At 33.5% G+C, this 22,879-nt stretch carries 23 protein-coding genes; 21 read left to right on the top strand and 2 right to left on the bottom strand.

Translation table 11 applies throughout. From position 1 onward, the window contains the following. Positions 1–82: 82 nt before the first annotated feature. The 10 genes from qoxA (at position 83) to NCCP28_RS20215 (ending at position 10,484) form a co-directional block, all read left to right on the top strand. Entirely contained in the window at positions 83–1,021 is a 939-nt protein-coding gene (gene qoxA / locus NCCP28_RS20260) for a cytochrome aa3 quinol oxidase subunit II (RefSeq protein WP_248563032.1), read from the top strand. Continuing rightward, entirely contained in the window at positions 1,011–2,963 is a 1,953-nt protein-coding gene (gene qoxB / locus NCCP28_RS20255) for a cytochrome aa3 quinol oxidase subunit I (RefSeq protein WP_248563031.1), read from the top strand. The genes qoxA and qoxB overlap by 11 nt, the downstream gene beginning before the upstream one ends. Further along, a complete protein-coding gene (gene qoxC, locus NCCP28_RS20250) occupies positions 2,963–3,562 on the top strand; it encodes a cytochrome aa3 quinol oxidase subunit III (RefSeq protein ID WP_375709434.1) in 600 nt (199 codons plus the stop codon). The genes qoxB and qoxC overlap by 1 nt, the downstream gene beginning before the upstream one ends. Before the next feature lie 3 nt (positions 3,563–3,565). Then, the gene (qoxD, locus tag NCCP28_RS20245) at positions 3,566–3,871 is read left to right on the top strand and encodes a cytochrome aa3 quinol oxidase subunit IV (protein ID WP_248563030.1); all 306 of its coding nucleotides are present in this window, start codon (positions 3,566–3,568) and stop codon (positions 3,869–3,871) included. A gap of 473 nt (positions 3,872–4,344) precedes the next feature. Next, entirely contained in the window at positions 4,345–5,301 is a 957-nt protein-coding gene (locus NCCP28_RS20240; protein WP_248563029.1) for an ABC transporter permease, read from the top strand. Beyond that, complete coding sequence (locus NCCP28_RS20235; RefSeq protein ID WP_248563028.1) at positions 5,288–6,244, top strand: iron chelate uptake ABC transporter family permease subunit; 957 nt, start codon at positions 5,288–5,290, stop codon at positions 6,242–6,244. The genes NCCP28_RS20240 and NCCP28_RS20235 overlap by 14 nt, the downstream gene beginning before the upstream one ends. Continuing rightward, positions 6,238–6,996 (top strand): iron ABC transporter ATP-binding protein, encoded by a 759-nt coding sequence (locus NCCP28_RS20230; RefSeq protein WP_248563027.1) that lies wholly within the window; start codon positions 6,238–6,240, stop codon positions 6,994–6,996. Before NCCP28_RS20235 ends, NCCP28_RS20230 begins: the two co-directional genes overlap by 7 nt. A gap of 329 nt (positions 6,997–7,325) precedes the next feature. After that, a complete protein-coding gene (locus NCCP28_RS20225) occupies positions 7,326–8,273 on the top strand; it encodes a siderophore ABC transporter substrate-binding protein (protein ID WP_282579590.1) in 948 nt (315 codons plus the stop codon). Positions 8,274–8,439: 166 nt separating this feature from the next. Next, the gene (locus NCCP28_RS20220) at positions 8,440–9,429 is read left to right on the top strand and encodes a Gfo/Idh/MocA family protein (RefSeq protein WP_248563026.1); all 990 of its coding nucleotides are present in this window, start codon (positions 8,440–8,442) and stop codon (positions 9,427–9,429) included. A gap of 155 nt (positions 9,430–9,584) precedes the next feature. Beyond that, positions 9,585–10,484, top strand: coding sequence for an ROK family protein (locus NCCP28_RS20215; RefSeq protein WP_248563025.1), 900 nt, complete (start codon positions 9,585–9,587; stop codon positions 10,482–10,484). Between the two features lie 19 nt (positions 10,485–10,503). Here NCCP28_RS20215 and NCCP28_RS20210 read toward each other — a convergent pair whose 3' ends face one another. Beyond that, entirely contained in the window at positions 10,504–10,965 is a 462-nt protein-coding gene (locus NCCP28_RS20210) for a GNAT family N-acetyltransferase (protein ID WP_248563024.1), read from the bottom strand. Between the two features lie 204 nt (positions 10,966–11,169). On the opposite strand from NCCP28_RS20210, the gene NCCP28_RS20205 reads away from it, so the two are divergent. The 4 genes from NCCP28_RS20205 (at position 11,170) to NCCP28_RS20190 (ending at position 16,131) form a co-directional block, all read left to right on the top strand. Further along, positions 11,170–11,865 carry a response regulator transcription factor gene (locus tag NCCP28_RS20205; protein WP_248563023.1) on the top strand — a complete coding sequence of 232 codons (696 nt, stop codon included), beginning with the start codon at positions 11,170–11,172 and terminating at the stop codon, positions 11,863–11,865. Next, positions 11,855–13,261, top strand: coding sequence for a sensor histidine kinase (locus tag NCCP28_RS20200; protein ID WP_248563022.1), 1,407 nt, complete (start codon positions 11,855–11,857; stop codon positions 13,259–13,261). The genes NCCP28_RS20205 and NCCP28_RS20200 overlap by 11 nt, the downstream gene beginning before the upstream one ends. Before the next feature lie 498 nt (positions 13,262–13,759). Then, complete coding sequence (locus NCCP28_RS20195) at positions 13,760–15,028, top strand: S1C family serine protease (RefSeq protein ID WP_375709435.1); 1,269 nt, start codon at positions 13,760–13,762, stop codon at positions 15,026–15,028. 224 nt (positions 15,029–15,252) lie between these two features. Then, positions 15,253–16,131: a peptidylprolyl isomerase gene (locus NCCP28_RS20190; RefSeq protein ID WP_248563020.1), complete on the top strand. Its 879-nt coding sequence runs from the start codon at positions 15,253–15,255 to the stop codon at positions 16,129–16,131. A 66-nt stretch (positions 16,132–16,197) separates the two neighbouring features. Here the strand turns inward: NCCP28_RS20190 and def are convergent, their stop codons facing one another. Beyond that, entirely contained in the window at positions 16,198–16,779 is a 582-nt protein-coding gene (gene def / locus NCCP28_RS20185) for a peptide deformylase (RefSeq protein WP_248563019.1), read from the bottom strand. Positions 16,780–16,961: 182 nt separating this feature from the next. Here def and NCCP28_RS20180 point away from each other — a divergent pair, with 182 nt between their 5' ends. From NCCP28_RS20180 to NCCP28_RS20150, 7 genes are all read left to right on the top strand, one after another. Beyond that, positions 16,962–17,678, top strand: a complete 717-nt coding sequence (locus NCCP28_RS20180; protein ID WP_248563018.1) for a hypothetical protein — start codon at positions 16,962–16,964, stop codon at positions 17,676–17,678. Between the two features lie 330 nt (positions 17,679–18,008). Continuing rightward, positions 18,009–18,248 (top strand): hypothetical protein, encoded by a 240-nt coding sequence (locus NCCP28_RS20175; protein WP_248563017.1) that lies wholly within the window; start codon positions 18,009–18,011, stop codon positions 18,246–18,248. A 168-nt stretch (positions 18,249–18,416) separates the two neighbouring features. After that, complete coding sequence (locus NCCP28_RS20170; RefSeq protein WP_248563016.1) at positions 18,417–18,959, top strand: helix-turn-helix domain-containing protein; 543 nt, start codon at positions 18,417–18,419, stop codon at positions 18,957–18,959. 60 nt (positions 18,960–19,019) lie between these two features. Continuing rightward, positions 19,020–20,120: an ABC transporter ATP-binding protein gene (locus tag NCCP28_RS20165; RefSeq protein WP_248563015.1), complete on the top strand. Its 1,101-nt coding sequence runs from the start codon at positions 19,020–19,022 to the stop codon at positions 20,118–20,120. After that, the gene (locus NCCP28_RS20160; RefSeq protein ID WP_248563014.1) at positions 20,117–20,917 is read left to right on the top strand and encodes an ABC transporter permease; all 801 of its coding nucleotides are present in this window, start codon (positions 20,117–20,119) and stop codon (positions 20,915–20,917) included. Before NCCP28_RS20165 ends, NCCP28_RS20160 begins: the two co-directional genes overlap by 4 nt. Further along, a complete protein-coding gene (locus NCCP28_RS20155) occupies positions 20,917–21,720 on the top strand; it encodes an ABC transporter permease (protein ID WP_248563013.1) in 804 nt (267 codons plus the stop codon). Before NCCP28_RS20160 ends, NCCP28_RS20155 begins: the two co-directional genes overlap by 1 nt. Beyond that, entirely contained in the window at positions 21,717–22,790 is a 1,074-nt protein-coding gene (locus NCCP28_RS20150; protein ID WP_248563012.1) for an ABC transporter substrate-binding protein, read from the top strand. The genes NCCP28_RS20155 and NCCP28_RS20150 overlap by 4 nt, the downstream gene beginning before the upstream one ends. Positions 22,791–22,879: the final 89 nt, after the last annotated feature.

Genomic DNA, 22,879 nt, shown 5'->3' with positions numbered 1-22,879 from the left:
GAAAGCGAATGTTTTATGGCTAGTTTTTGAACATTCTGTGAATATTTTAACATTTAACCTAACTTGGAAGGAGCTGTACAAAATGAAGTCAAAAAAGGGCTATTTATTATCGCTCTTAAGCATTCTGCTTGTTGTATTTTTGAGTGGGTGCGAAAACATGGTCGTGTTTAATCCACAAGGCCCTGTTGCTGAAAGCATTATGGACTTGATTAACTGGTCTATTGTGTTTATGGTTATTATTTGCTTAGTTGTATTTGGGCTTTTTGGTTTTATCGTTTGGAAATATCGAGCGACTCCAGAAAATAAAGATTATGAGCCGCCAGAAGAACATGGAAGCACATTGCTTGAGATTGTGTGGACTGTTATTCCGTTCTTGATTATTATTGCATTGACTATCCCAACTGTAAAAACAATTTATGCAATTGAAGATGTTCCGAAGGACTATAAGGATAAAGATCCAATAGTTATCAATGTTACATCTGCCGATTGGAAATGGATTTTCAGTTATCCTGAAGAAGGAATTGAGACAGTCAACTATGTAAATATACCTGCTGGTGTACCAGTAGAGTTTAAATTAACATCTGCTGGCACAATGCAATCGTTCTGGATTCCTGCACTAGCTGGCCAAAAGTATACGATGTATGGTGCAGAAACAGATTTATATGTAGTCGCATACAATCCTGGAAATTATGAAGGTCAAAATACAAACTTCAATGGTCAAGGCTACGCAGAAATGAAATTTGATGTAGAGGCTAAAACCCAAGAAGATTATGATAAATGGGTAGATGAAGTAAAAGATACTGCTCCTAAATTAACCGAAAATAAATATAAAGAAATACTAAAACCAACTCATCTAGGCCGCATGACATTCTCTAATACTCATTTAGAGTGGATTGATCATGGTAAAGGTGGAGACTCTAACTATTACTTAAACCCAGATTTATATCGCGTTCATGGATATCCTGGTAAAACATTCGAAAATGACAATAAAACTGATGGAGGTGAACACGATGAACATTAAGTGGGATGATATTGTTATCACTGGAGATCCCTTAATTCTTGGCGCACAAATTAGTATTATCTTAAGTATGATAGGTGCTGTTGTTGGGATAACATACTTTAAAAAGTGGAAGTATTTATGGGATGAATGGATAACAACTGTTGATCACAAAAGAATTGGTATTATGTACATTCTTGTAGCGGTGCTAATGTTCTTCCGTGGTGGAGTAGACGGCTTGATGATGAAGGCTCAAACTGCTGTTCCTGATGCAACATTTTTAAATGCACAACATTACAATGAAGTATTTACAACACATGGCGTTATCATGATTCTTTTCATGGCTATGCCTGCTTTAATTGGTTTAATGAACGTTGTAGTGCCATTGCAGATCGGTGCTCGAGATGTAGCATTCCCTCAATTGAATGCAGTAAGTTTCTGGCTAACATTTAGTGGTGCCATGCTATTTAATATTTCCTTTGTCATTGGTGGTTCACCAGATGCTGGATGGACATCTTATTTTCCTTTAGCAGGTAAAGAATTTACACCGGGCGTTGGGAATAACTTCTATGCTATTTCCCTGCAGATAGCTGGTATTGGTACATTAATGACAGGTGTAAACTTTATCGTGACGATCTTAAAAATGCGTACTAAAGGCATGACATTATTAAAAATGCCGATGTTTACATGGACTGTTTTAGTTACAAACGTTATTATTGTTTTTGCTTTTCCGATTCTTACAGTAGCTTTGGCGTTAATGACATTTGATCGTCTTTTCGGTACACATTTCTTCACTATTTCTGGTGGAGGAAATGCAATGCTTTGGAATAACCTATTCTGGCTATGGGGCCATCCAGAGGTTTATATCGTGGTTCTTCCAGCATTCGGTATGTTCTCTGAAATTATATCCACATTCTCTAGAAAACGACTATATGGTTATAATTCTATGATTATTTCTATTGTTGGTATTGCTATTTTAAGTTTTGTTGTATGGGTTCACCATTTCTATACAATGGGTTCTGGTCCAGTTGTCAACTCTGTATTCTCTATTACAACAATGCTGATTGCTGTGCCAACTGGTGTTAAAATCTTTAACTGGCTATTTACAATGCGAAAAGGCCGAATTCAGTTTACAACAGCAATGATGTGGTCATTAGCATTTATTCCAACTTTCACAATCGGTGGGGTAACAGGGGTTATGCTTGCGATGGCTGCGGCTGACTATCAATACCATAATACGCTATTCTTGGTAGCTCATTTCCACTATGTATTGATTCCAGGTGTAGTATATGCAGTTTTTGCTGGATTCTACTACTGGTGGCCAAAAATGTTCGGTTATGCATTAAACGAACGTTTAGGAAGATGGCATTTCTGGTTATTTAATATTGGTTTTAACCTAACATTTATGCCAATGTTCTTCCTAGGACTAAAAGGTGCGGTTAGACGTTCTTATACATTCTCAGCAGAATCAGGTTTTGCTCCATTGTTCTTATTATCAGCAATCGGATCACTTATTTTAGCAGCTGGTTTTGCAGTGTTAGTGTACAACATTTATTATAGTACTCGTTATGCAAAAAGAGATATTTCAACAGATCCATGGGATGCAAGAACATTAGAATGGCATACAGCTAACCCTGTTCAATTTTATAATTTTGCACAGCTTCCAGAAGTAAAAACATTGGATACATTCTGGTATATGAAAAAGAACAAAGAAGGCTTAGTCTTAAAAGAGGATGAGTTGGAAGAGATACACATGCCAAGCAATTCATGGCTTCCAATCTATATGTGCGCAATTTTCTTTGTAGTTGGATTCTTTATGGTATTTGAATGGTTTATCCCAGCTGCTATATGTAGTATTGGAATATTTGTAGGTTTATTAATTCGTTCCTTTGATTATGATGAAGGTTTCCATGTGAAATTAGATGTTATCAAAAAAACGGAACGTGCATGGAGAGGTGAGAAATAATGGCTAAAGTGGATACATCTTTACCGTTAGAATATCAAACGGAGCAAAACCGTCTAAATATTCTAGGTTTCTGGATCTTCTTAGGTGCTGAGGTTGTACTATTTGCAACTTTATTCGCAGCATATGGTTCCCTAAAGGATAATTTTGCAGGGGGGCCTACTCCTAAAGACTTATTTATATTAAAAGATGTCATGATTGAGACATTGCTTTTATTAACAAGTAGTTTCACCTGTGGTGTAGCGATTTGGTATATGCGCCGTCATAATTTAAAAGGATTGATTACATGGTTGATCATTACTTTATTATTGGGTGCGGGTTTCGTATTTTTCGAAATTAATGAGTTCATTCATTATGTGCATGAAGGTGCAACCATGCAAACAAGTGCCTTCCTATCTAGCTTTTTTGTCTTGCTAGGAACACATGGACTTCACGTAACTATTGGTATTGGTTGGGCTATTTCTATTATTATTCAATTAGCCAGACGCGGATTAACGCCGACGACTGCTCGTAAAACATTTATTATCAGCTTATATTGGCACTTTTTAGACGTAGTGTGGATTTTTATCTTCACATTCGTTTATTTAGCAAGGATGGTGTAATAGATGGCGAAAAATCATGAAAATGAAAAGTTTCCAGTAAGTCATATTGCAGGTTTCATCGTTTCATTATTGCTGACATTTGCAACAGTTGGTGCGGTGAAATATACTGATTTACCAGTAGTAACTATTATGTGGATTATTGGGGCATTGGCAGTAATTCAGGCGATACTTCAGCTGTTTATGTTTATGCATTTAACAGAGGGCGAAGGAAAAGTGCAATTGATTAATATTATATATGCGTTCTTTTGTGCCATCGTAGTAGCAGCAGGTACTATTTGGGTAATGACATCAGGACATGTCCATTATTAAGTCAATTTAATATTTAAAAAAAGATCTTATCTATACTTTCATTTATTCAGAAATTGCTGAATAAAGGTATGGATGAGATCTTTTTTTGTCATTATAGCAGTAAGGGGTGCTGCTTTAACATTATGAATTAAAGATGTATATAGACCTTTTCTTAAGGATGTTTTCTTGAAGTTTGAAAAAAAAGGGGAAGTAATCTCGAGCAGCCTGCATATAACACGGAGGACTTCTGTGGGAATGTGAGAAAGACGAAACAGCCTTTCTTAAAGAAGTGCTAAATAATCAAGATGATATCATTCTCTTTTAGCTATATATTAATAATAAATGGCTAAAATCTAACAAATTTTTTAAAAAATATTGACGATATATAAATAAGTGTTAAAATTAGATGAGAAATAAATGATAATGAAAATCATTTACGGTAAATAGTTAAAATAAGGGGGAACAAAAGAGTTATCTCATGCTCAATATAGAATATGAAATTAAGATATTTAGTAATTGCACTTATTGTACTATCCATTATTTCTTTATTTGTAGGCGTAATTGATATAGATCTGTTCAGCATATGGCAACTTACAGATGATCAAAAGGAAATTCTCCTTATTAGCAGGTTCCCCCGACTTATCAGCATTATCATTGCAGGTATGAGTTTAAGTATCTGCGGCCTGATTATGCAGCAGCTTACAAGAAATAAATTCGTTTCACCAACAACTGCTGGCACAATGGATTGGGCAAGATTTGGAATATTAGTCGCTTTGATGTTGTTTACTTCCGCAACGCCAATTGTCAAAATGTTTATCGCATTTTTATTTGCATTATTTGGAACCTTTTTATTTATGCAAATACTTAACCGTATTAAATTTAAAGATTCTATTTTTATTCCACTAATTGGTTTAATGTTAGGGAATATCATTAGCTCTATCACCACTTTTTTTGCTTTAAAATATGATTTAGTGCAAAATATGTCTTCATGGCTTCAGGGCGATTTTTCCTTAATTATGGAAGGACGTTATGAGCTATTATACATAAGTGTTCCTGTAGTTATTATTGCATACCTATATGCAAATAAATTTACAATCGCAGGCATGGGGGAAGATTTCGCTACAAATCTTGGCTTGCGTTATAAGAGCGTCGTTAATATTGGATTAACGATTACTGCATTAGTTTCATCTGTAGTCATCTTAACTGTTGGCATGATACCATTTTTGGGATTAATTATTCCCAATATTGTATCCATCTATCGAGGCGATAATTTAAAAAACAGCTTATTGCATACAGCTGTATTAGGTGCCGTTTTTGTTCTTGTATGTGATATATTGGGACGAATCATTATTTACCCATATGAAATATCTATTGGAGTGATGGTTGGTGTAATAGGAAGTGCCATCTTCTTATATTTATTGTTAAGGAGAAAGAAATATGAAGCAGCCTAAAACTAAATTGATCATTCTATTTTTTGCAGCAATGGTCTTGATAGCAGTATTTATGTTCATAAAGGTGACTCCTTACAATGCCGGATATGTTTTACCAAGAAGGGCGATTAAAATTATAGCAATTGTTTTGACAGGGGGATGTATTGCTTATACCTCGATGGTATTTCAAACGATTACAAATAATCGCATTTTAACGCCAAGTATATTGGGGTTGGATTCTTTGTACCTATTTATACAAACCATTGTCATTTTCTTTTTGGGCTCACAAAATTTTGCCATGATGAATAGCAATATAAACTTTTTAGTTTCTGTAGGGATTATGATTTTATTTTCAACCATTCTTTATGTGATGTTTTTTAAAAGAGAATCTCAAAATATATTATTGCTTTTGCTTGTAGGAATTATATTAGGAAGTTTTTTTCAAAGCCTTTCTTCCTTTATGCAAATGTTGATAGATCCAAATGAATTCCTTATTGTTCAAGATAAAATGTTTGCTAGTTTTAATAATATTAATACAAATATTTTATTGTTAAGTATCATTATTGTTGCCGGAGTTGTCATCTATACTTTCAAATTCAGCAAATTTTTTGATGTTATGTCATTAGGCAAAGATCAAGCCATAAATTTGGGAATTGACTACGATCGGGTTGTGAAAAATATGTTGATTGTTGTTGCTATTCTCGTATCAGTCGCAACTGCATTAGTTGGCCCTATCACGTTTTTAGGACTGCTTGTTGTAAATCTTGCGAGGGAATTTATGAAAACATATAAGCATACCTATTTAATTGCCAGTTCCATTTTGCTAAGCATTATTGCATTAGTCGGCGGCTTGCTGATTGTAGAAAGGGTGTTTACATTTTCGACTACGATCAGTGTCATTATTAATTTTATCGGGGGCACATATTTTATCTATTTACTTTTAAGGGAGAGGAAAGCATGGTAGAGGTTAAACAGGTAAGCAAACAATTTAACGGAAAAAATGTCCTTGAAAATGTTTCCCTTTCAATCGAAAAAGGAAAAATAACTTCTTTTATCGGTCCGAATGGAGCGGGCAAAAGTACATTATTATCTGTTATAAGCAGGCTAACCAAAGCAGACGGCGGAGAAGTATTGATAGATGGAGTAGATATAAATAAGGAAAAAAGCAATGTTTTAGCAAAAAAAATCTCCATATTAAAACAATCGAATCATATCAACCTACGATTGACAGTAAAAGAACTTGTTGGATTTGGCAGGTTTCCATATTCGCAGGGGAAACTGACAAAAAAAGATGAACAATTTGTAGAGGAAGCAATTAAATATATGGAATTAGATTCCATACAGCATAAATTTTTAGATGAGCTTAGTGGAGGCCAGAAACAGCGAGCATATATAGCAATGGTTATTGCTCAAGATACAGAGTATATTTTGTTGGATGAGCCTTTAAATAATCTAGATATGAAACATTCTGTGCAGATTATGAAAGTGTTAAGAAGATTAGTAGATGAGCTGGGAAAAACAGTTGTTATTGTTATCCATGATATTAACTTTGCATCGGTTTATTCTGATAACATCGTGGCATTAAAAAATGGAGTTATCGTAAATGATGGACCAGCAAAATCGATTATCAATAGCAATATACTAAAAGATATATATGAAATGGAAATGCCAATAGAAGAGATTAACAATCAAAAAATATGTGTTTATTTTGCATAATAATTTTGTATATTAGTTGATTTGCTAAATGAAGGCAGCTGATGGTAGCGATACATCCAAGAAAGGAGGCAGTGCTGTTATAGAAAAAACTTTTACCTTATTTCAGATTTAAAGAAATTATATTGGTAAATCTGAAATAAGCAAAAAGTTAGACTGTGCGATTGTCATAATAACACTACCATTAGATAGAGATAGCAAAGTTAATTTAGACATTCTGCAAAATATCTAAATTAACACTATTTCATAATACCTAATCATAGGATATTCTGTGTTTCTTTGCAATGAAATCAATTTAAATAATATAAATAATTTCATTAGGAGTGTCAAAATTGAAAAAAAAATTATCTATTATATTTTTAGCTATGGTTTTAGCAATTCTAGCGGCATGTGGAAAAGATGCTGCAACTAGTTCAGAGCCGAAAGAAACGGCAAATAAACCAACTGAAGTAACGGTTAAACATGAATTGGGAGAAGCAAAAGTCAAAGTGAATCCAAAAAATGTCGTTGTGTTTGATTTTGGTATTTTAGATACATTAGACAAATTAGGTGTAGAAGTAACAGGTGTTCCTCAAAAAAATGTTCCGGAGTACTTATCAAAGTATAAAGATACGAAATATAAAAATGTAGGTGGCCTAAAGGAGCCTGATTTTGAAGCAATTAGTGAATTAGCGCCAGAAGTTATTTTTATTTCTGGAAGACAATCAGATGCATATGAAGAGTTAAGCAAAATTGCTCCCACTGTTTATGTAGCAGTAGACAGCAATAACTACGTAGAATCTTTTAAAAATAATATGAACATTGTTGGCGATATCTTTGATAAAAAACAAGAAGTAACAGAAGAATTAGCAAAAATTGATGAGTCAATCGCTAACATTAATGAAAAAGCAAAAACATTAGATGGCAAGTCATTAGTAGTTTTAGTTAATGATGGGAGCTTAAGTGCATATGGATCAAAGTCAAGATTTGGCATTATTCATGATGTGTTTGGACTAGCTGCTGCTGATGAGAACATTGAAGCTTCAACACATGGACAAAGTGTATCATTTGAATATGTGGCAGAAAAAAATCCTCAATATTTATTTGTAGTAGATAGAGGGGCTGCGGTAGGCGGCAAATCTTCAGCGGAGAAGGTTCTTGATAATAAATTAGTAAATGGAACGGATGCTGCTAAAAACGACCATATTATTTATTTAGATCCAAATTACTGGTATTTGTCTGGTGGAGGTCTAGTTTCTACAGCGGAAATGATCAAGGAAGTAGAAGCAGCTATTCAATAATTGCATAATAAAGAAAGGGGTTCCTTATAAGCGTTCAGCGATTTAAGGAATCCCTTTTTTAGTGGAAAGGTGAAGGGGTGGATATTGCAATTTTGTCATAAAGAAGACAAAATAAAAGGGGAGCAGTCAATAAATAAAATATAAAATTTGAATATGGGGGATAAAAATGAAAGTACGTTTTGGTGTGATTGGAACAAATTGGATAACAGAATCTTTTATTGAAGCTGCACAGCAAATAGAGGAATTTTCCTTAACTGCTGTTTATTCACGAACAATAGAAAAAGGAGAAATCTTTGCAGAGAAGTATGGAGTTGAGCATATTTTTACAGATTTGAAAACAATGGCAGAAAGTGATTGCTTAGATGCTGTATATATTGCTAGCCCTAACTCTTTGCACGCAGAGCAATCGATTCTATTCCTTAATAATCAAAAGCATGTGCTTTGTGAAAAGGCAATGGCATCTAATGTAAGGGAAGTCAAAAAAGTAATCGCTGCTGCAAAGGAGAATCAGGTTCTGTTTATGGAAGCATTAAAAACAACCTTGCTTCCTAATTTTCAAACCATTCAAAATAACATACATATGATTGGAAAGGTTCGCCGTGCATTTGCAAGTTATTGTCAATATTCTTCTCGTTATGATGCTTATAAAGAAGGCAATGTACTAAACGCTTTTAAGCCGGAGTTTTCAAATGGTGCCTTAATGGATATAGGAGTTTATTGCATTTATCCAATGGTTGTTTTATTTGGCAAACCAAATGCTGTTACGGCTTCTAGTTATTTATTAGAGACTGGTGTCGATGGAGAAGGAAGCATTATTATGTCTTATGATGATATGGATGTTGTTATCATGTACTCTAAAATTACTAACTCTTATGTTCCTTCAGAAATACAAGGAGAAGGTGGAAATATATTATTAGATCAAATGAATACGCCGCAAAAGGTAGAAATTCAGTATCGAAATGGACAAAAGGAGGACATAACACAGCCGCAAAAAGCAGAAGCGATGTATTATGAAGCAAAGGAATTTATTGATTTAATTCAAGCTGGCAAAATAGAATCATCTGTTAATTCTTTTGATGTATCATTGACCGTCATGGAGGTAATGGAAGAGGTGCGGAGGAAAACTGGCATTATCTTTCCCGCTGATGCCCAATAAAGTGAGCGACTTTTCGATTCCTTGAAATAAAAATGATTATATCTAACATTATTATAAAAACTAGACAAATAAAAAATAAATATATACTTTTTTGAGTGGATTTAATATAGTGAGTGTAAGCGTTGTATAAATGAAATAACAAGGGAGCGGTATAGATGTCGTTATTTGGAGCAATAGAAGCCGGAGGAACTAAATTTGTTTGTGCAGTAGGAACAGTTGATGGAGAAATAAAAGAAAGGATTTCTATTCCAACAACAACACCAGAAGAAACGATGCCTAAGGTAATTGCTTTTTTCCAGCAGCATGTGGTGGAAGCGATTGGCATAGGATCTTTTGGACCGATAGATGTAGATAAACAAAGCAATACATATGGAAATATTACAACAACACCAAAAACAGCATGGAAAGATTATCCGCTTTTACAAACAGTTAAGGATACCTTTTCTATACCGGTAGGATTTAATACAGATGTTAATGTAGCAGCATTAGGAGAAGCCATGCTAGGAGCTGCTAAAGGGGTAGATAATTGTTTATATATAACAGTTGGCACTGGCATCGGGGCAGGGGCCTATATAAATGGAGAGCTGCTGCAAGGGTTAACCCACCCAGAAATGGGGCATATTTTGGTAAGACGCCATCCAAACGATAGTTATAAAGGAAGATGCCCTTATCATGCTGATTGTTTAGAAGGACTTGCAGCAGGACCCGCAATTGAAGAACGGTGGGGGAAAAAAGCGATTGAGCTTAGTGATAAAGAAGAGGTTTGGGATATGGAGGGGTTTTATATTGCACAAAGTTTAATGCAGTATATCTTAGTGTTGTCTCCTAAAAAAATTATTCTAGGCGGCGGTGTGATGAACCAAACCCATGTAATAACCTTTATTTATAAGTATTTGCAAGAACTATTGAACGGATATTTATCCTTTGAAGAAATATCTTCCAATATAAAAGACTATATTGTAAAACCTGGTCTTGGCGATAATGCAGGAATTACAGGTGCCCTCCTTTTAGCGGAAAAAGAATGGCAAGAAAGTAAGGCATCCGCTGTACAGTAAGTTAAAAAGAAAAATCTGTTCACGAACTGTGGACAGATTTTTCTTTTTCTAATTTAACGATTTCTAATTTATCTTCGACTTTAAACGTTTTTTTGATAGTGAATCCAAATTTTTTGTATAGTTGAATAGCAGGAACATTTTTAGCAGCAGTATGTACAAAGCAATGCTTTGAAGTAGAATTTAACAGAGAGACAAGCAATTTGGAAGCAAAACCGTTGCCAAATAATGAAGGGAGAACAACAAGACGACATATTTCAATCGAACTGTCTGTTTCACTGTAAGATAATAGTGCTCCTAATCTCTCATTTTGATAGATGCCAAGAAAAACTTCATCCACATTCATAATATCATAAAAATTTTCCTTTAAAGGAGGCAAATTTTTATAGTTAATTATATCTGCCTCCACTAGATATGCAGCGGTTTGAACAGCTATTATCTCTTTTGCTGTTTCTATTGCATACTGTTTCAATTTTATAATCATTTTGTTTATGCTCCTTGTTTAAGCAAATAGGCTTTTTAAAATTATGACAACAATAAGAACAAAAGTAAGGGAATAGATTATTTTATGAACAAATTGTTTCTGTTCCATTAATAATGATTTAAATATAAACAAAATGCATTGTCAAACCTCAAAAAAATAGGTTAAATGATAGGAAATATAGCTAGATAAAGAAGAGGTGCAAATATGAAAGTTTTAGTGATAGAAGATAATGAAAGTGTTTGCTCCATGCTTGATATGTTTTTTGCAAAAGAAAATTTTGAAGGCAAATTTATTCATAATGGTTTAGACGGATATCAAGAGTTTTTATTCCACCCTTATGATTTGATAGTTCTTGATTGGATGCTGCCGGGAATGGATGGTATAACTGTATGTAGGAAAATAAGGGAAAAAAATAAACAAATACCGATTATCATGTTGACGGCAAAAGATTCTGAATCTGATCAAGTGCTTGGTTTGGAAATGGGTGCAGATGACTATGTAACAAAACCATTTAGTCCTCTTGCTTTAACAGCAAGAATGAAAGCAATAACGCGACGTTTTCAGACAAAAAATGGAGAAAAAGCAGTAAGTGGTGCAGATATTGTAGAAGTTAATAAAGAAACACGGGAAGTATTTATTCACGGCAAACTAATTTCAAATCTGACACCAAAAGAATTTGATATACTTTCCTTTTTTGTGCAGTACCCGAAACAGGTATTTACTAGGGAGCAGATATTGGATCAAGTATGGGGATTTCAGTATTATGGAGATGATCGAACCGTTGATGTGCATATTAAGAGATTAAGAAGGAAAATCGGCCGTGATAACCAACCATTTTTCCATACAATTTGGGGGATTGGATATAAATTTGACGAAACGGTGGTAGCGAATGAGAATTAAATATATTTATCAGCAATTAATTAGCCATATTAGTGTTATAATTGTTGCCTTTTTAGTGGTAAGTCTTGTTTTTACCCATTATGTGGAAAAAATTGTTCTCACATTAAAAGGGCAAGAGCTACTTGAGTATGGGGTAAACATACTAGATGATCTGCAAAATACGTCTGTGCTAAATCCTGGTGAAAATACTCTTTATAATTATGCAAATGTTTTGGGAGCAAGAGGAATAAGTTTTGGGCTATTTGATACGAAACAAAATAAGCTAGTGAATATTGGCGGAGAAATTTCTATCACCAATTCAGAATGGAATAAAATTCGAGACGGAAAAGGTACTGTAATTAAACGTAGTACATACCGCAGCAATAAGGAAGTGACATTGGTTGCCATTCCCTATAAAGTGAATGGAGAAGTAGCTGGCGGCATTGTGTTGACATCACCATTAAGCGGTTCTAGAGAAATGATCAGTCAAATTAATCGCTACTTAGTGTATACGGTGTTTTTTGCTTTTGGAGTAGCCCTGCTTTTAAGCTTTTTGCTATCTCAAATTCATGTAAAGCGCATAAAAAAACTCCAAGAAGCCACAAGTGCTGTTGCGGTCGGCAACTACGATGTAAAAGTACCATCCTCTAATTTTGATGAAATTGGAGAACTTGCCAACGATTTTAATAGCATGGTAGATAATTTAAAGGAATCAAAAGAGGCGATAGATGCATTAGAAAATAGAAGAAGGCAATTTATGTCAGATGTGTCTCATGAATTGCGAACACCATTAACTACTATAAGCGGTGTAATTGAAGGCTTAACAAATAATATGATTCCAGAAGTGGAAAAGGAAAGAGGACTGCGATTAGTAAGCAAGGAAGCAAAGAGGCTTATTCGTTTGGTAAATGAAAATTTAGATTATGATAAAATTCGTTCTAATCAAGTGGTGTTAATGAAGGAAAATATTCAACTGCAAGAAGTATTAGAGATTATTCAAGAGCAGCTTTATACACAAGCAGAGGAGAAAAGGGTGAAAATCCATATTGATGTAAAAGAGGATATCATGATATTTGCTGACTATGATCGATTAATCCAAATTATCATTAATATTACCAAAAATAGCATTCAATTCACAGAGAATGGATCAATATGGCTCCGTGGTTATGAGAACGAAGAAAAAACAGTTATCGAGATTGAGGATACAGGCATTGGAATGGAAGCAGCCGAAATAGAAAATATTTGGAAAAGATTTTATAAGGCGGATATTTCACGCACTAATACGCCATATGGCGAGTTCGGTTTAGGTTTATCTATTGTCAAACAGCTAGTGCAATTCCATGAAGGAGAGATTAAAGTAGCCAGTGAAAAAGGAGAAGGAACTAAATTTACGATTACCTTTCCTAAAAATAAATAGTATCGGATACCAGCTCTTTTCCTTTTTATTGAGAAACAAAGGAAAAGAGTTTTTTATAGGGAGAAAATAGATGCAATTTCTTAGATTGGTCTTTATTATTTCTATGACTTTTCAAAGTTTGTTAATAATTTATTCATAACTAATGGTTATTATGTGAATATAAAGCAATTGACAACATGGATGCAACAAACCACAGCCATTTAAAATGATTGTTAAGATATAGCATGATATATAAATAAGGAGGAATATCTCATGAACGAATGGGAAAAAGATGAAACAAATAAAGATTTGTCAAAAAATAGAAATAACATAGACATGAACGGAGAAAATAGTGAAGCAAATAGAAAGGAGGAGCATCCACTATACATAGAGAATAATGGGGAAACAGATAGAAGCATAGGAATAGTGGAGAATCAATTGCAAGAAGAGGAGTCAAGTGAAAAAGAAATAAAGACTTTTCAGGACAACTTAGTAAGCGATAGGGGACAAGCAGAAGAAATGATAGCAGCATCCCGAGAGGAAGAGGAGGGGCATCGGACAAAATACCAACAAAAGAACACAGCAAAAAAAACAAAATTAAAAGGTGTTTTTTCATTGCTTGCAGCTGGAGTTCTAGGTTCGGCATTAACCTTTTTTACAATTCCATATACAGATATATATAATGAGAAATATGATAAAATGCAAGAACAGGTGGAAAGCTTAACAAAAAAAGTTGAAAATAGCAGCAATGCAACAAGCGGAATTAAAGCAGAAACCACTTCAGCTGCAGCTTCTTCTGAAAGTGCATCTACTTCAATTGCTGATATGGTCGAGAATTCTTCCAAAGCAATAGTGGGCATCGTTAATTTGCAGCAGCAAACAAGTCAATTTTCTCAAAGTTCTGGTGAGGATGTAGAAAGTGGATCAGGTTCTGGAATTATTTTTAAAAAGGATTCTAAGTATGCGTATATAGCAACAAATAATCATGTAATAGAAGGAGCAAACAGTTTAGAAATATCTCTTTATAATGGAGATAAAACAGAAGGGAAATTAATTGGAGCAGATGCTTTAACAGATCTTGCTGTCGTAAGAATCGATGCCAAATATGCAACAGATACAATTAATTTTGGAGACTCTTCTACATTAAGACCTGGAGATCAAGTTTGGGCAATTGGCAATCCATTAGGTTTAGATTTATCAAGAACTGTTACACAAGGAATTGTAAGTGCTGTTGATAGAAGCATTTCTGTTACTACTTCAGCAGGAGACTGGGATTTTAATGTCATTCAAACAGATGCGGCTATTAACCCCGGGAACAGCGGTGGTGCTTTAATTAATTCTTCGGGTCAAGTTGTTGGAATTAATAGTTTGAAAATTTCTGAAGATGGCGTAGAAGGATTAGGATTTGCTATTCCAAGTAATGATTTGCTTCCAATTGTAAATGAAATTATTGAAAAAGGAAAAGTAGAGCGTCCTTATTTAGGAGTAGGTTTAGCTAGTTTAGAAGAAGTTCCACGTATGTATTTGCAAGATTTGCCTAATAATGTAACAAAAGGGGTAATGGTGACGAATATCGATTCTAACTCTGCAGCTGCAAAAGCAGGTCTGCAAGTACAAGATGTGATTGTTTCAATAAATGATAAAAACTTGGAAGGATCTTCTGACTTAAGAAAATATCTATATACCAAAGTGGAAATTGGGGATACGGTAACGATAAAATATTATCATGAAGGCAGCCTAAAAACCGCTAAAATAAAGCTGACTAGCAATACAACGGCTAGTAATTAACTATTCATCCACTAATCAGATGGCTATATAGCCATCTGATTAGTATGTGTAAAACGATTTCTCCTTATTTCCTTCTTTATGGGAAATAAATTTGCAAAAAAAATAATTTGTTAATAGTTTAGTCATAAATTTATGGTAAAATTCTTATGTGTCCTTGTTGGACTGGCAAGTTAATGATAATAGGAACTATCAACAAATAAAAAGAGCATCAGAAAGGATTAGAAATGAAAAAAAATAAAAAGATATTATTTTCAATTTTAGGCGCTGTTTTAATTGCCCTAATTGTAGTGGCAGTAGTTTTAGTTCAAAAAAATAATACAGCTGCAACTGTAGATGGAGAAAAAATCTCAAAAAGTGAATTGAATAAAGCTCTAAATACTCAATATGGCTCTACTATTCTTGATTCTCTAATTGCAGATAAAATCGTTGACCTTGAAGCAGACAAGGAAAATATTAAGGTAACAGATAAAGAAAAGAAAGCTGAAATGGATAAGCTGATCGAGTCTTATGGAGGCGAAGAAACATTTAATTCTGCTTTAGAAACTAATAACGCTTCAAAAGCAGATATTGAAGAGCAAATGGTTCGTTACTTGAAAATAAAAAAATTATTAGAACCAAGCATTAAAATTACGGATGATGAAATCCAAGCATATTTTAAAGAAAATAAAGCGAATTACGACCAAGCAGAACAAGTGGAAGCAAGCCATATTTTAGTTGAAGATGAAAAAACAGCTAAAGAAGTGAAGAAAAAATTAGATGAAGGTGGAGACTTTGCAAAGCTTGCCAAAGAGTATTCTACTGATACAGCAACAAAAGAAAATGGTGGTGAGCTTGGCTATTTCGCTTCAGGACAAATGGCTGAAGAATTTGAAAAAGCAGCTTTCTCTATGAAAGCTGATGAAATCAGTGATCCAGTAAAAACAGATTATGGTTACCATATTATTAAAGTGACAGGCCATAAAGATGCAAAAGCAGCTAAATTAGAGGATCATAAAGCAGAAATCAAAGAGGCTTTATTAGAATCAAAACTTCAAACAGAATACAGCACATGGTTAACAGAGAAAAAGGAAAAATATAAAATTAAAAACTATCTTAATGATTAATGCATTTAGTGGGTAAAAGGCCGTCCTTATGAAGGACGGCCTTTTGTTTTTGCTAAAACGATTTTATTAGCTTAACGGTTCTATATCAATATTTTCGGGAAGCTGAAATGGATTTTTCTGATTAATATGATCATAAAATAAAATGCCGTTTAAATGGTCAATTTCATGTTGAAAAACGATTGCTTCGAAACCTTTCAGTTTAATTTTCACCTCTTCTCCATTAAGATTAAATGCCCGTACAGTAATTTTTTTATAGCGAGGAACATAGCCGACAATTGGGCGATCAATTGATAAGCAGCCTTCGCTGTCTGGAATAAAAATCATGCTTGTTGAATGTGCAATAATCTTAGGGTTAATTAATGTATATTCGAAATCTTCCCCATTGCTGTTTTTTATATATGCTGCAAACATGCTTTTATTTAAACCAATTTGATTAGCGGATATGCCCACTCCTGGCCGCAGCTGCTGTTTTTTTGCAATTTCTGGATTTTGGCTGTTTTTTAAATATTGGAGCATGCATAATAATTCTTCTTTATCTTCTTCTGTCGGCGGCAAGGAAATTTCCTTTGTTTTTTCCCTTAATATGGGCGCACCTTCTCTTATAATATCGTCCATTACTAACATATAGTCTTTTGTGAATTTGCTCATTATCTTATCATCTCCATCAACATTTCTTATTAAAAAATAGCAAAAGTAATACCAGATGTCTATTGTTCTATACTAATTTGAAGTGGGAAAATATTGATAATTTATACATATTTATGTATGCAAAGGAGAGTATAAAAAGGATGCGAAAAATTGGCAACTAACAAATAGGAGGTTTTATTAGAATGAAAAAGATACTTATTCTATTATTAATGGCAGCAGGAGTTATTTTTTCTGCAAATATGGGGAATGTGTATGCAGCACCACCAGCTCCCCAAGGAAATGCAAAAGTGAATATAGAAGATGGAGAATTTTTAAAGAAAATGGCTGAAAATCTAGGCATTAATACAAAAGATAAAGATAGTGCTACGATTAAAAAAGAAATACATGAAACGCTTATCAAAATGGAAGCAAAAAAATTGGGGATAAAAACAGAAGGCAAAGATATAAAACAAATCGCTATGGAAGTGCATGAAACGAATTTGAAAAATGAAGCGAAAAAGCTTGGCATCAACACAGATAATAAAGATATTAGGCTTATTATGAAAGAAGTATTTGAAGCAAAGATTACAAAAAAAGCAAAGGAATTGGGCATTGATACAAAAGGTAAAAAAATGGAGCAGCTTGCAAAAGAAGTTCATGAAAAAATGATTTATGCAGAAGCGAAAAAATATGATGTAAAAACAGAAAATAAGGAAATTAATCAGATTGCAGATGAAGTAAGAGAAAAACAGATTATAAAAGCCGCTGAAAAATTAGGGTTAGATACTAAAAATAAAACAGCAAAAGAATTATTAAAAGAAATGATGATGAATTATCCGGAAGAAGTGAAGAAATTAAAGCTTTTGCCTTTTCATGAAAAGGTAGGAATGCATAGACATGGAGGGTTTAAACAATCCTAAAGGAAAGTGAAAAATATCCATTTAGTATGTCTATTATCCTTTTCTAATGAGGAGTTCAGTATGTTTTTTTTCCTATAAACAACCTGTTTTTTTATTGTCTTGTCAACCCTAATATCTATTTTTGTAAAAATGGTGCATTAATAAATGTTATTTTTTAAAATGATTAGTATGCTTAATTTAATGGCAAAAAAATTAGTGAAATGACCTTGCTCGTTCAAAGAAGGCTTCTTTATATTAATCGTTTAAAAAGTATGCGATTATGGGTATTGGTAAATAAAGATAAATTTTTTATAGATAGGGCAATGGGGAATGGTATAGGAGGATGGCAAATTGAAGCAAAATTCCAAACTACGAATTACAGAAAAAGATGAAAATATTTACAAAGCTTTATGTGATTTGTATAAGGAAAGGGGAAAGTGTGCAGGGGTTGGTCCAACAGAAATTGGTTTAAGAGTTGGCAGAGATCAATATGACGCATCGGCATATTGCAATGCGTCATTAAAAAAACTTATTCAATTTAATAAAATTGAAAAAATAGATAATGGAAAATATATTCCATTATTAGATTAAAAGGTGAAAAAAGCTAGAATTTCTAGCTTTTTTATTTTTTACTTGTATATATTGCACTCTATTTCGTTTATTGTATAATAAATAATGCTAAATTAAACATTATGTTTAAAAATACTAAACAATATTGATTATAAGTTTACTATTTCTAAACAAAAAGTAGGTAGAAAAATGGATATTGGCAAAAAAATAAAAAATTTGCGTTTAAAAAAGGGATTAACACAAGAGGAATTAGGGGAAAGAACAGATTTAAGCAAAGGATATATATCTCAGTTAGAAAGAGACTTGAGTTCACCATCTATAGAAACATTATTTGATATTCTTGAAGTATTGGGATGCTCTCCGACAGAATTTTTTAGTGAAGAAGATTCTAAGCAAAAGGTGGTCTATCGAGAAGAAGATATGACAGATTTTTATGAGGAAGAACGGGGCTATCATGTGAAGTGGCTTGTTCCAGAGTCTAATGAAAAAGAAATGGAGCCTATTAAATTAACTTTTTCAGCAAAAGGCGAATTTAAAAAATTCGAACCATCAAGGTCTGAAACCTTTGTTTATATATTAAAAGGAGAAGTAGTTTTGATACTGGGGAAAAAAGAATATAAGGCCAAACAAAATGAATCCTTTTATTTTCATGCAACAGATGAACATCAGCTGATAAATGCGTTTGATGGATTTTCTGAACTGATTCTTGTAGCAACAGAATCTTATTTATAGGTTTGTTTTTGCATGTGTAGAGAAAAAATAATAGAAACGATGTAATCAAAGGAGGATATTATGCCGGATCAACCCATTATACGATTTGAAAATGTATCAAAGGTTTATGATCAAGATACTCTTGTATTAGATGATGTCAGCTTTGAAATAGAGCGAGGAAAGTTTTATACACTACTTGGACCATCTGGATGCGGGAAAACTACTATACTGCGATTAATCGCAGGTTTTATGCAGCCTTCAAAAGGCAGCATTTTCTTTAATGGATCTATTATCAATAAAATACCTGCAAATAAAAGACAAGTAAATACAGTATTTCAAGATTATGCTTTATTTCCTCATTTAAATGTTTTTGAAAATGTTGCTTTCGGCCTTAAAATAAAAAAATGGAAAAAGAAGGCGATTGAAAAAAAGGTGGAAGAAGCATTGCGATTTGTAAACTTAAAAGGATACGAATATAGAGAGATTAATGAAATGTCTGGTGGTCAAAGACAGCGTGTAGCAATTGCCAGAGCAATTGTTAATGAACCAGAAGTAATTCTATTAGATGAACCTCTTTCCGCTTTAGATTTAAAATTGCGGACAGAGATGCAATACGAGTTGCGAGAGCTGCAAAGAAGATTAGGCATTACTTTTATTTTTGTTACACATGATCAAGAAGAGGCGTTGGCTATGTCTGATGAAATTTTTGTTTTAAATAAAGGAAAAGTAGAACAAAGCGGAACACCGACAGATATTTATGATGAACCAATTAACCGTTTTGTGGCAGACTTTATTGGAGAGTCTAATATTGTTTCAGCATTTATGAAAGATGATTTTCTTGTACAATTTGGCAGCAAAACATTTGAATGTGTAGACCAAGGCTTTCATCCAAATGAAAAAGTGGAAGTGGTTATACGGCCTGAAGATTTAGAGATTACTTCTATTAATAGGGGGAAATTAAAAGTAAAGGTTGATAGTCAGTTGTTTAGAGGAGTTCACTATGAAATTTGCTGTTACGATGAAGAAGGAAATGAATGGCTTGTTCATTCTACAAAAAAAGCTGCGGTAGGAGAAGAAATCGGGTTGGATTTTGAACCAGAAGCTATTCATGTTATGAGAATTGGAGAAACAGAAGAAGAATTTGATCGCCGTTTAGAAGCATATGACGGAGTGGCAAAATGAAAAATAGAGTAAAGTGGTATACAATCCCCTATTATCTTTGGATTGCTTTATTTGTTATAGCACCAGTGGCACTAATTGTTTATTATTCTTTTTTTGATATCGAAGGGAATTTCACTTTAGTTAATTATCAGAAGTTCTTTGCCCCTGTTTATATAAAGATGACGTTAAATTCCTTTTGGTATGCATTTTTAATTACCCTTTTTTCTTTGCTGATTGCCTACCCAACAGCTTACTTTTTAACAAAAACAAAACATAAACAATTGTGGCTATTATTAATTATCTTGCCTTCATGGATTAATTTGTTATTAAAGGCCTATGCATTTTTAGGGATTTTTGGAACATATGGAGCGGCAAATGAAATGATGGAATTTATTGGAATGAATAAACAGCAAATTTTATTTACTGATTTTAGTTTCTTATTTGTAAGTGTTTATATTTTCATTCCATTTATGATTTTGCCTATTTTCAATTCGCTGGAGAAGATGAGTGGAAGTCTTTTAGATGCATCACAAGATTTAGGAGCTTCCCCGTGGGTTACATTTAAACGCGTTATTTTTCCATTAACGATTGATGGAGTCAAGTCAGGGTGCCAGGCTGTTTTTATCCCTGCCTTATCTTTATTTATGATTACAAGATTGATTGCAGGAAACCGGGTTATAACCCTTGGAACGGCCATTGAACAGCATTTTTTAATTACACAAGATTGGGGAATGGGTTCCACTATTGCCGTATTCCTTATTATCGTCATGATATTAATAATGATTCTTACTGGGAGTAAAAGGAGGGAGCATAAATAATGAAAAAATTATCTGGATTCTCTATTGCTTATTTAGTGCTTGTTTTTGTTATTTTATATGCTCCTATTTTTTACCTTATTTTTTACTCCTTTAACAGCGGAGGCACAATGCATCATTTTGAGGGATTCACTTTGAAGTGGTATAAAGAATTGTTCCATGATATGAGACTATTTATTATTGTGCTAAATACGATAATTATTGCTTTATTATCTGCGGCTATTTCAACGATTATTGGCGTACTTGGAGCAATTAGCATCTCGATGTTCCAAAAGAAGAAATGGAAAAATGGGATTCTTTCTTTAAACAATGTGTTAATTGTTAGTCCTGATGTTATTATTGGGGCATCTTTTCTTATTTTATTTACAATTATAGGAATAAAGCTAGGTTTTGCATCTGTTTTATTATCCCATATAGCTTTTTCTATTCCTATAGTAGTAATTATGGTGTTGCCGAAGCTTCAAGAGATGAGTGCGAACTTAGTAGATGCAGCACTGGATTTGGGAGCAAGCTGGAAGGACGTGCTTACGAAAGTTATTTTGCCCTATATTTCTCCAGGAATTTATGCAGGCTTTTTTATGGCATTAACCTATTCATTAGATGACTTCGCCGTAACTTTTTTTGTTACAGGAAATGGATTTACTACATTATCTGTTGAAATCTATTCATTAGCTAGGAGAGGCGTTTCTTTAAATATTAATGCATTGTCAGCCATATTGTTCCTGTTCACATTATTGCTTGTTGTAGGCTACTACTTTATTAATAGAAGAACAAGTAAAGGATCTAATATGGGGGTGAACAAATGAAATCGCTCCTGCGTGGGCTTATTATTATAGTAGTATTATCCATAGCACTTTTGGTTATAGTGGATAAATTGAATTCATCGAGTGGCTACAAAAGCGGCAATACGCTAAACGTTTATAATTGGGGAGATTATATAGATGCGGACTTAATTAAGAAGTTTGAAAAGGAAACAGGCATAAAAGTAGTTTATGAGACATTTGACTCAAATGAAGCGATGATGACAAAAATCCAACAAGGTGGAACAAATTATGATATCGCTATTCCATCTGAGTATATGATAGATAAGATGAAGGAAGAAAATTTGCTTCTTCCAATTGATTATTCGAAGATACCAAATGTAAAAAATATTGATCGTCGATTTATGGATTTATCTTTTGATCCGGAAAATAAATATTCTATTCCATATTTTTGGGGAACAGTGGGGATTGTGTATAATCCTAATATGTTAAATGGCAAAAAAATAACTTCATGGGAAGATTTATGGGATAAAGATTTAAGAAACCAAATATTATTGGTGGATGGCGCGAGGGAAATAATGGGGATGAGCCTAAATAGTCTGCATTATTCTTTAAATGATAAAAATCACCAGCATTTAAGAGAAGCAAAAGAAAACTTGGATGCGTTAACCCCTAATGTAAAAGCAATTGTTGGCGATGAAATTAGAATGCTGGTTGAAAATGGCGAAGCATCTGTAGGTGTCTTATGGTCTGGCATGGCCTCAGAGATTATGTGGGAAAATGAAGAGGTGGAATATGTAGTACCAAAAGAAGGATCAAATCTTTGGTTTGATAATATGGTAATTCCCAAAACTGCCAAAAATATTAACGGAGCACATAAGTTCATCAATTTTATGCTAGATGCAAAAAATGCTGCACAAAATACAGAGTATGTGGGGTATTCTACGCCAAATAAAGCAGCAATGAAATATTTGCCGAAAGAGATTAAAGAAGATAAACGGTTTTATTTAGATGAAGCAATGACTGCCAAATTGGAAGTGTACGAAAATCTTGGCCAAAAATCACTTGCAGAATATAATGATTTGTTTTTAGAATTTAAAATGCATCGTAAATAATAAAAAGCTGGGCAGAAGATGCTCAGCTTTTTTGCTATTCCATTTCTTTTTATAGGATGAATAAATTCAGATTAGAAAATACTATAAAA

Origin of the sequence: Niallia sp. NCCP-28 (assembly GCF_023168165.1) — a bacterium.
In the GTDB taxonomy this organism is placed as follows: Bacteria; Bacillota; Bacilli; order Bacillales; family Cytobacillaceae; genus Niallia.
The sequence above is the reverse complement of the archived record's forward strand: the minus strand, read 5'-3'. Positions and strand labels throughout refer to the sequence as shown.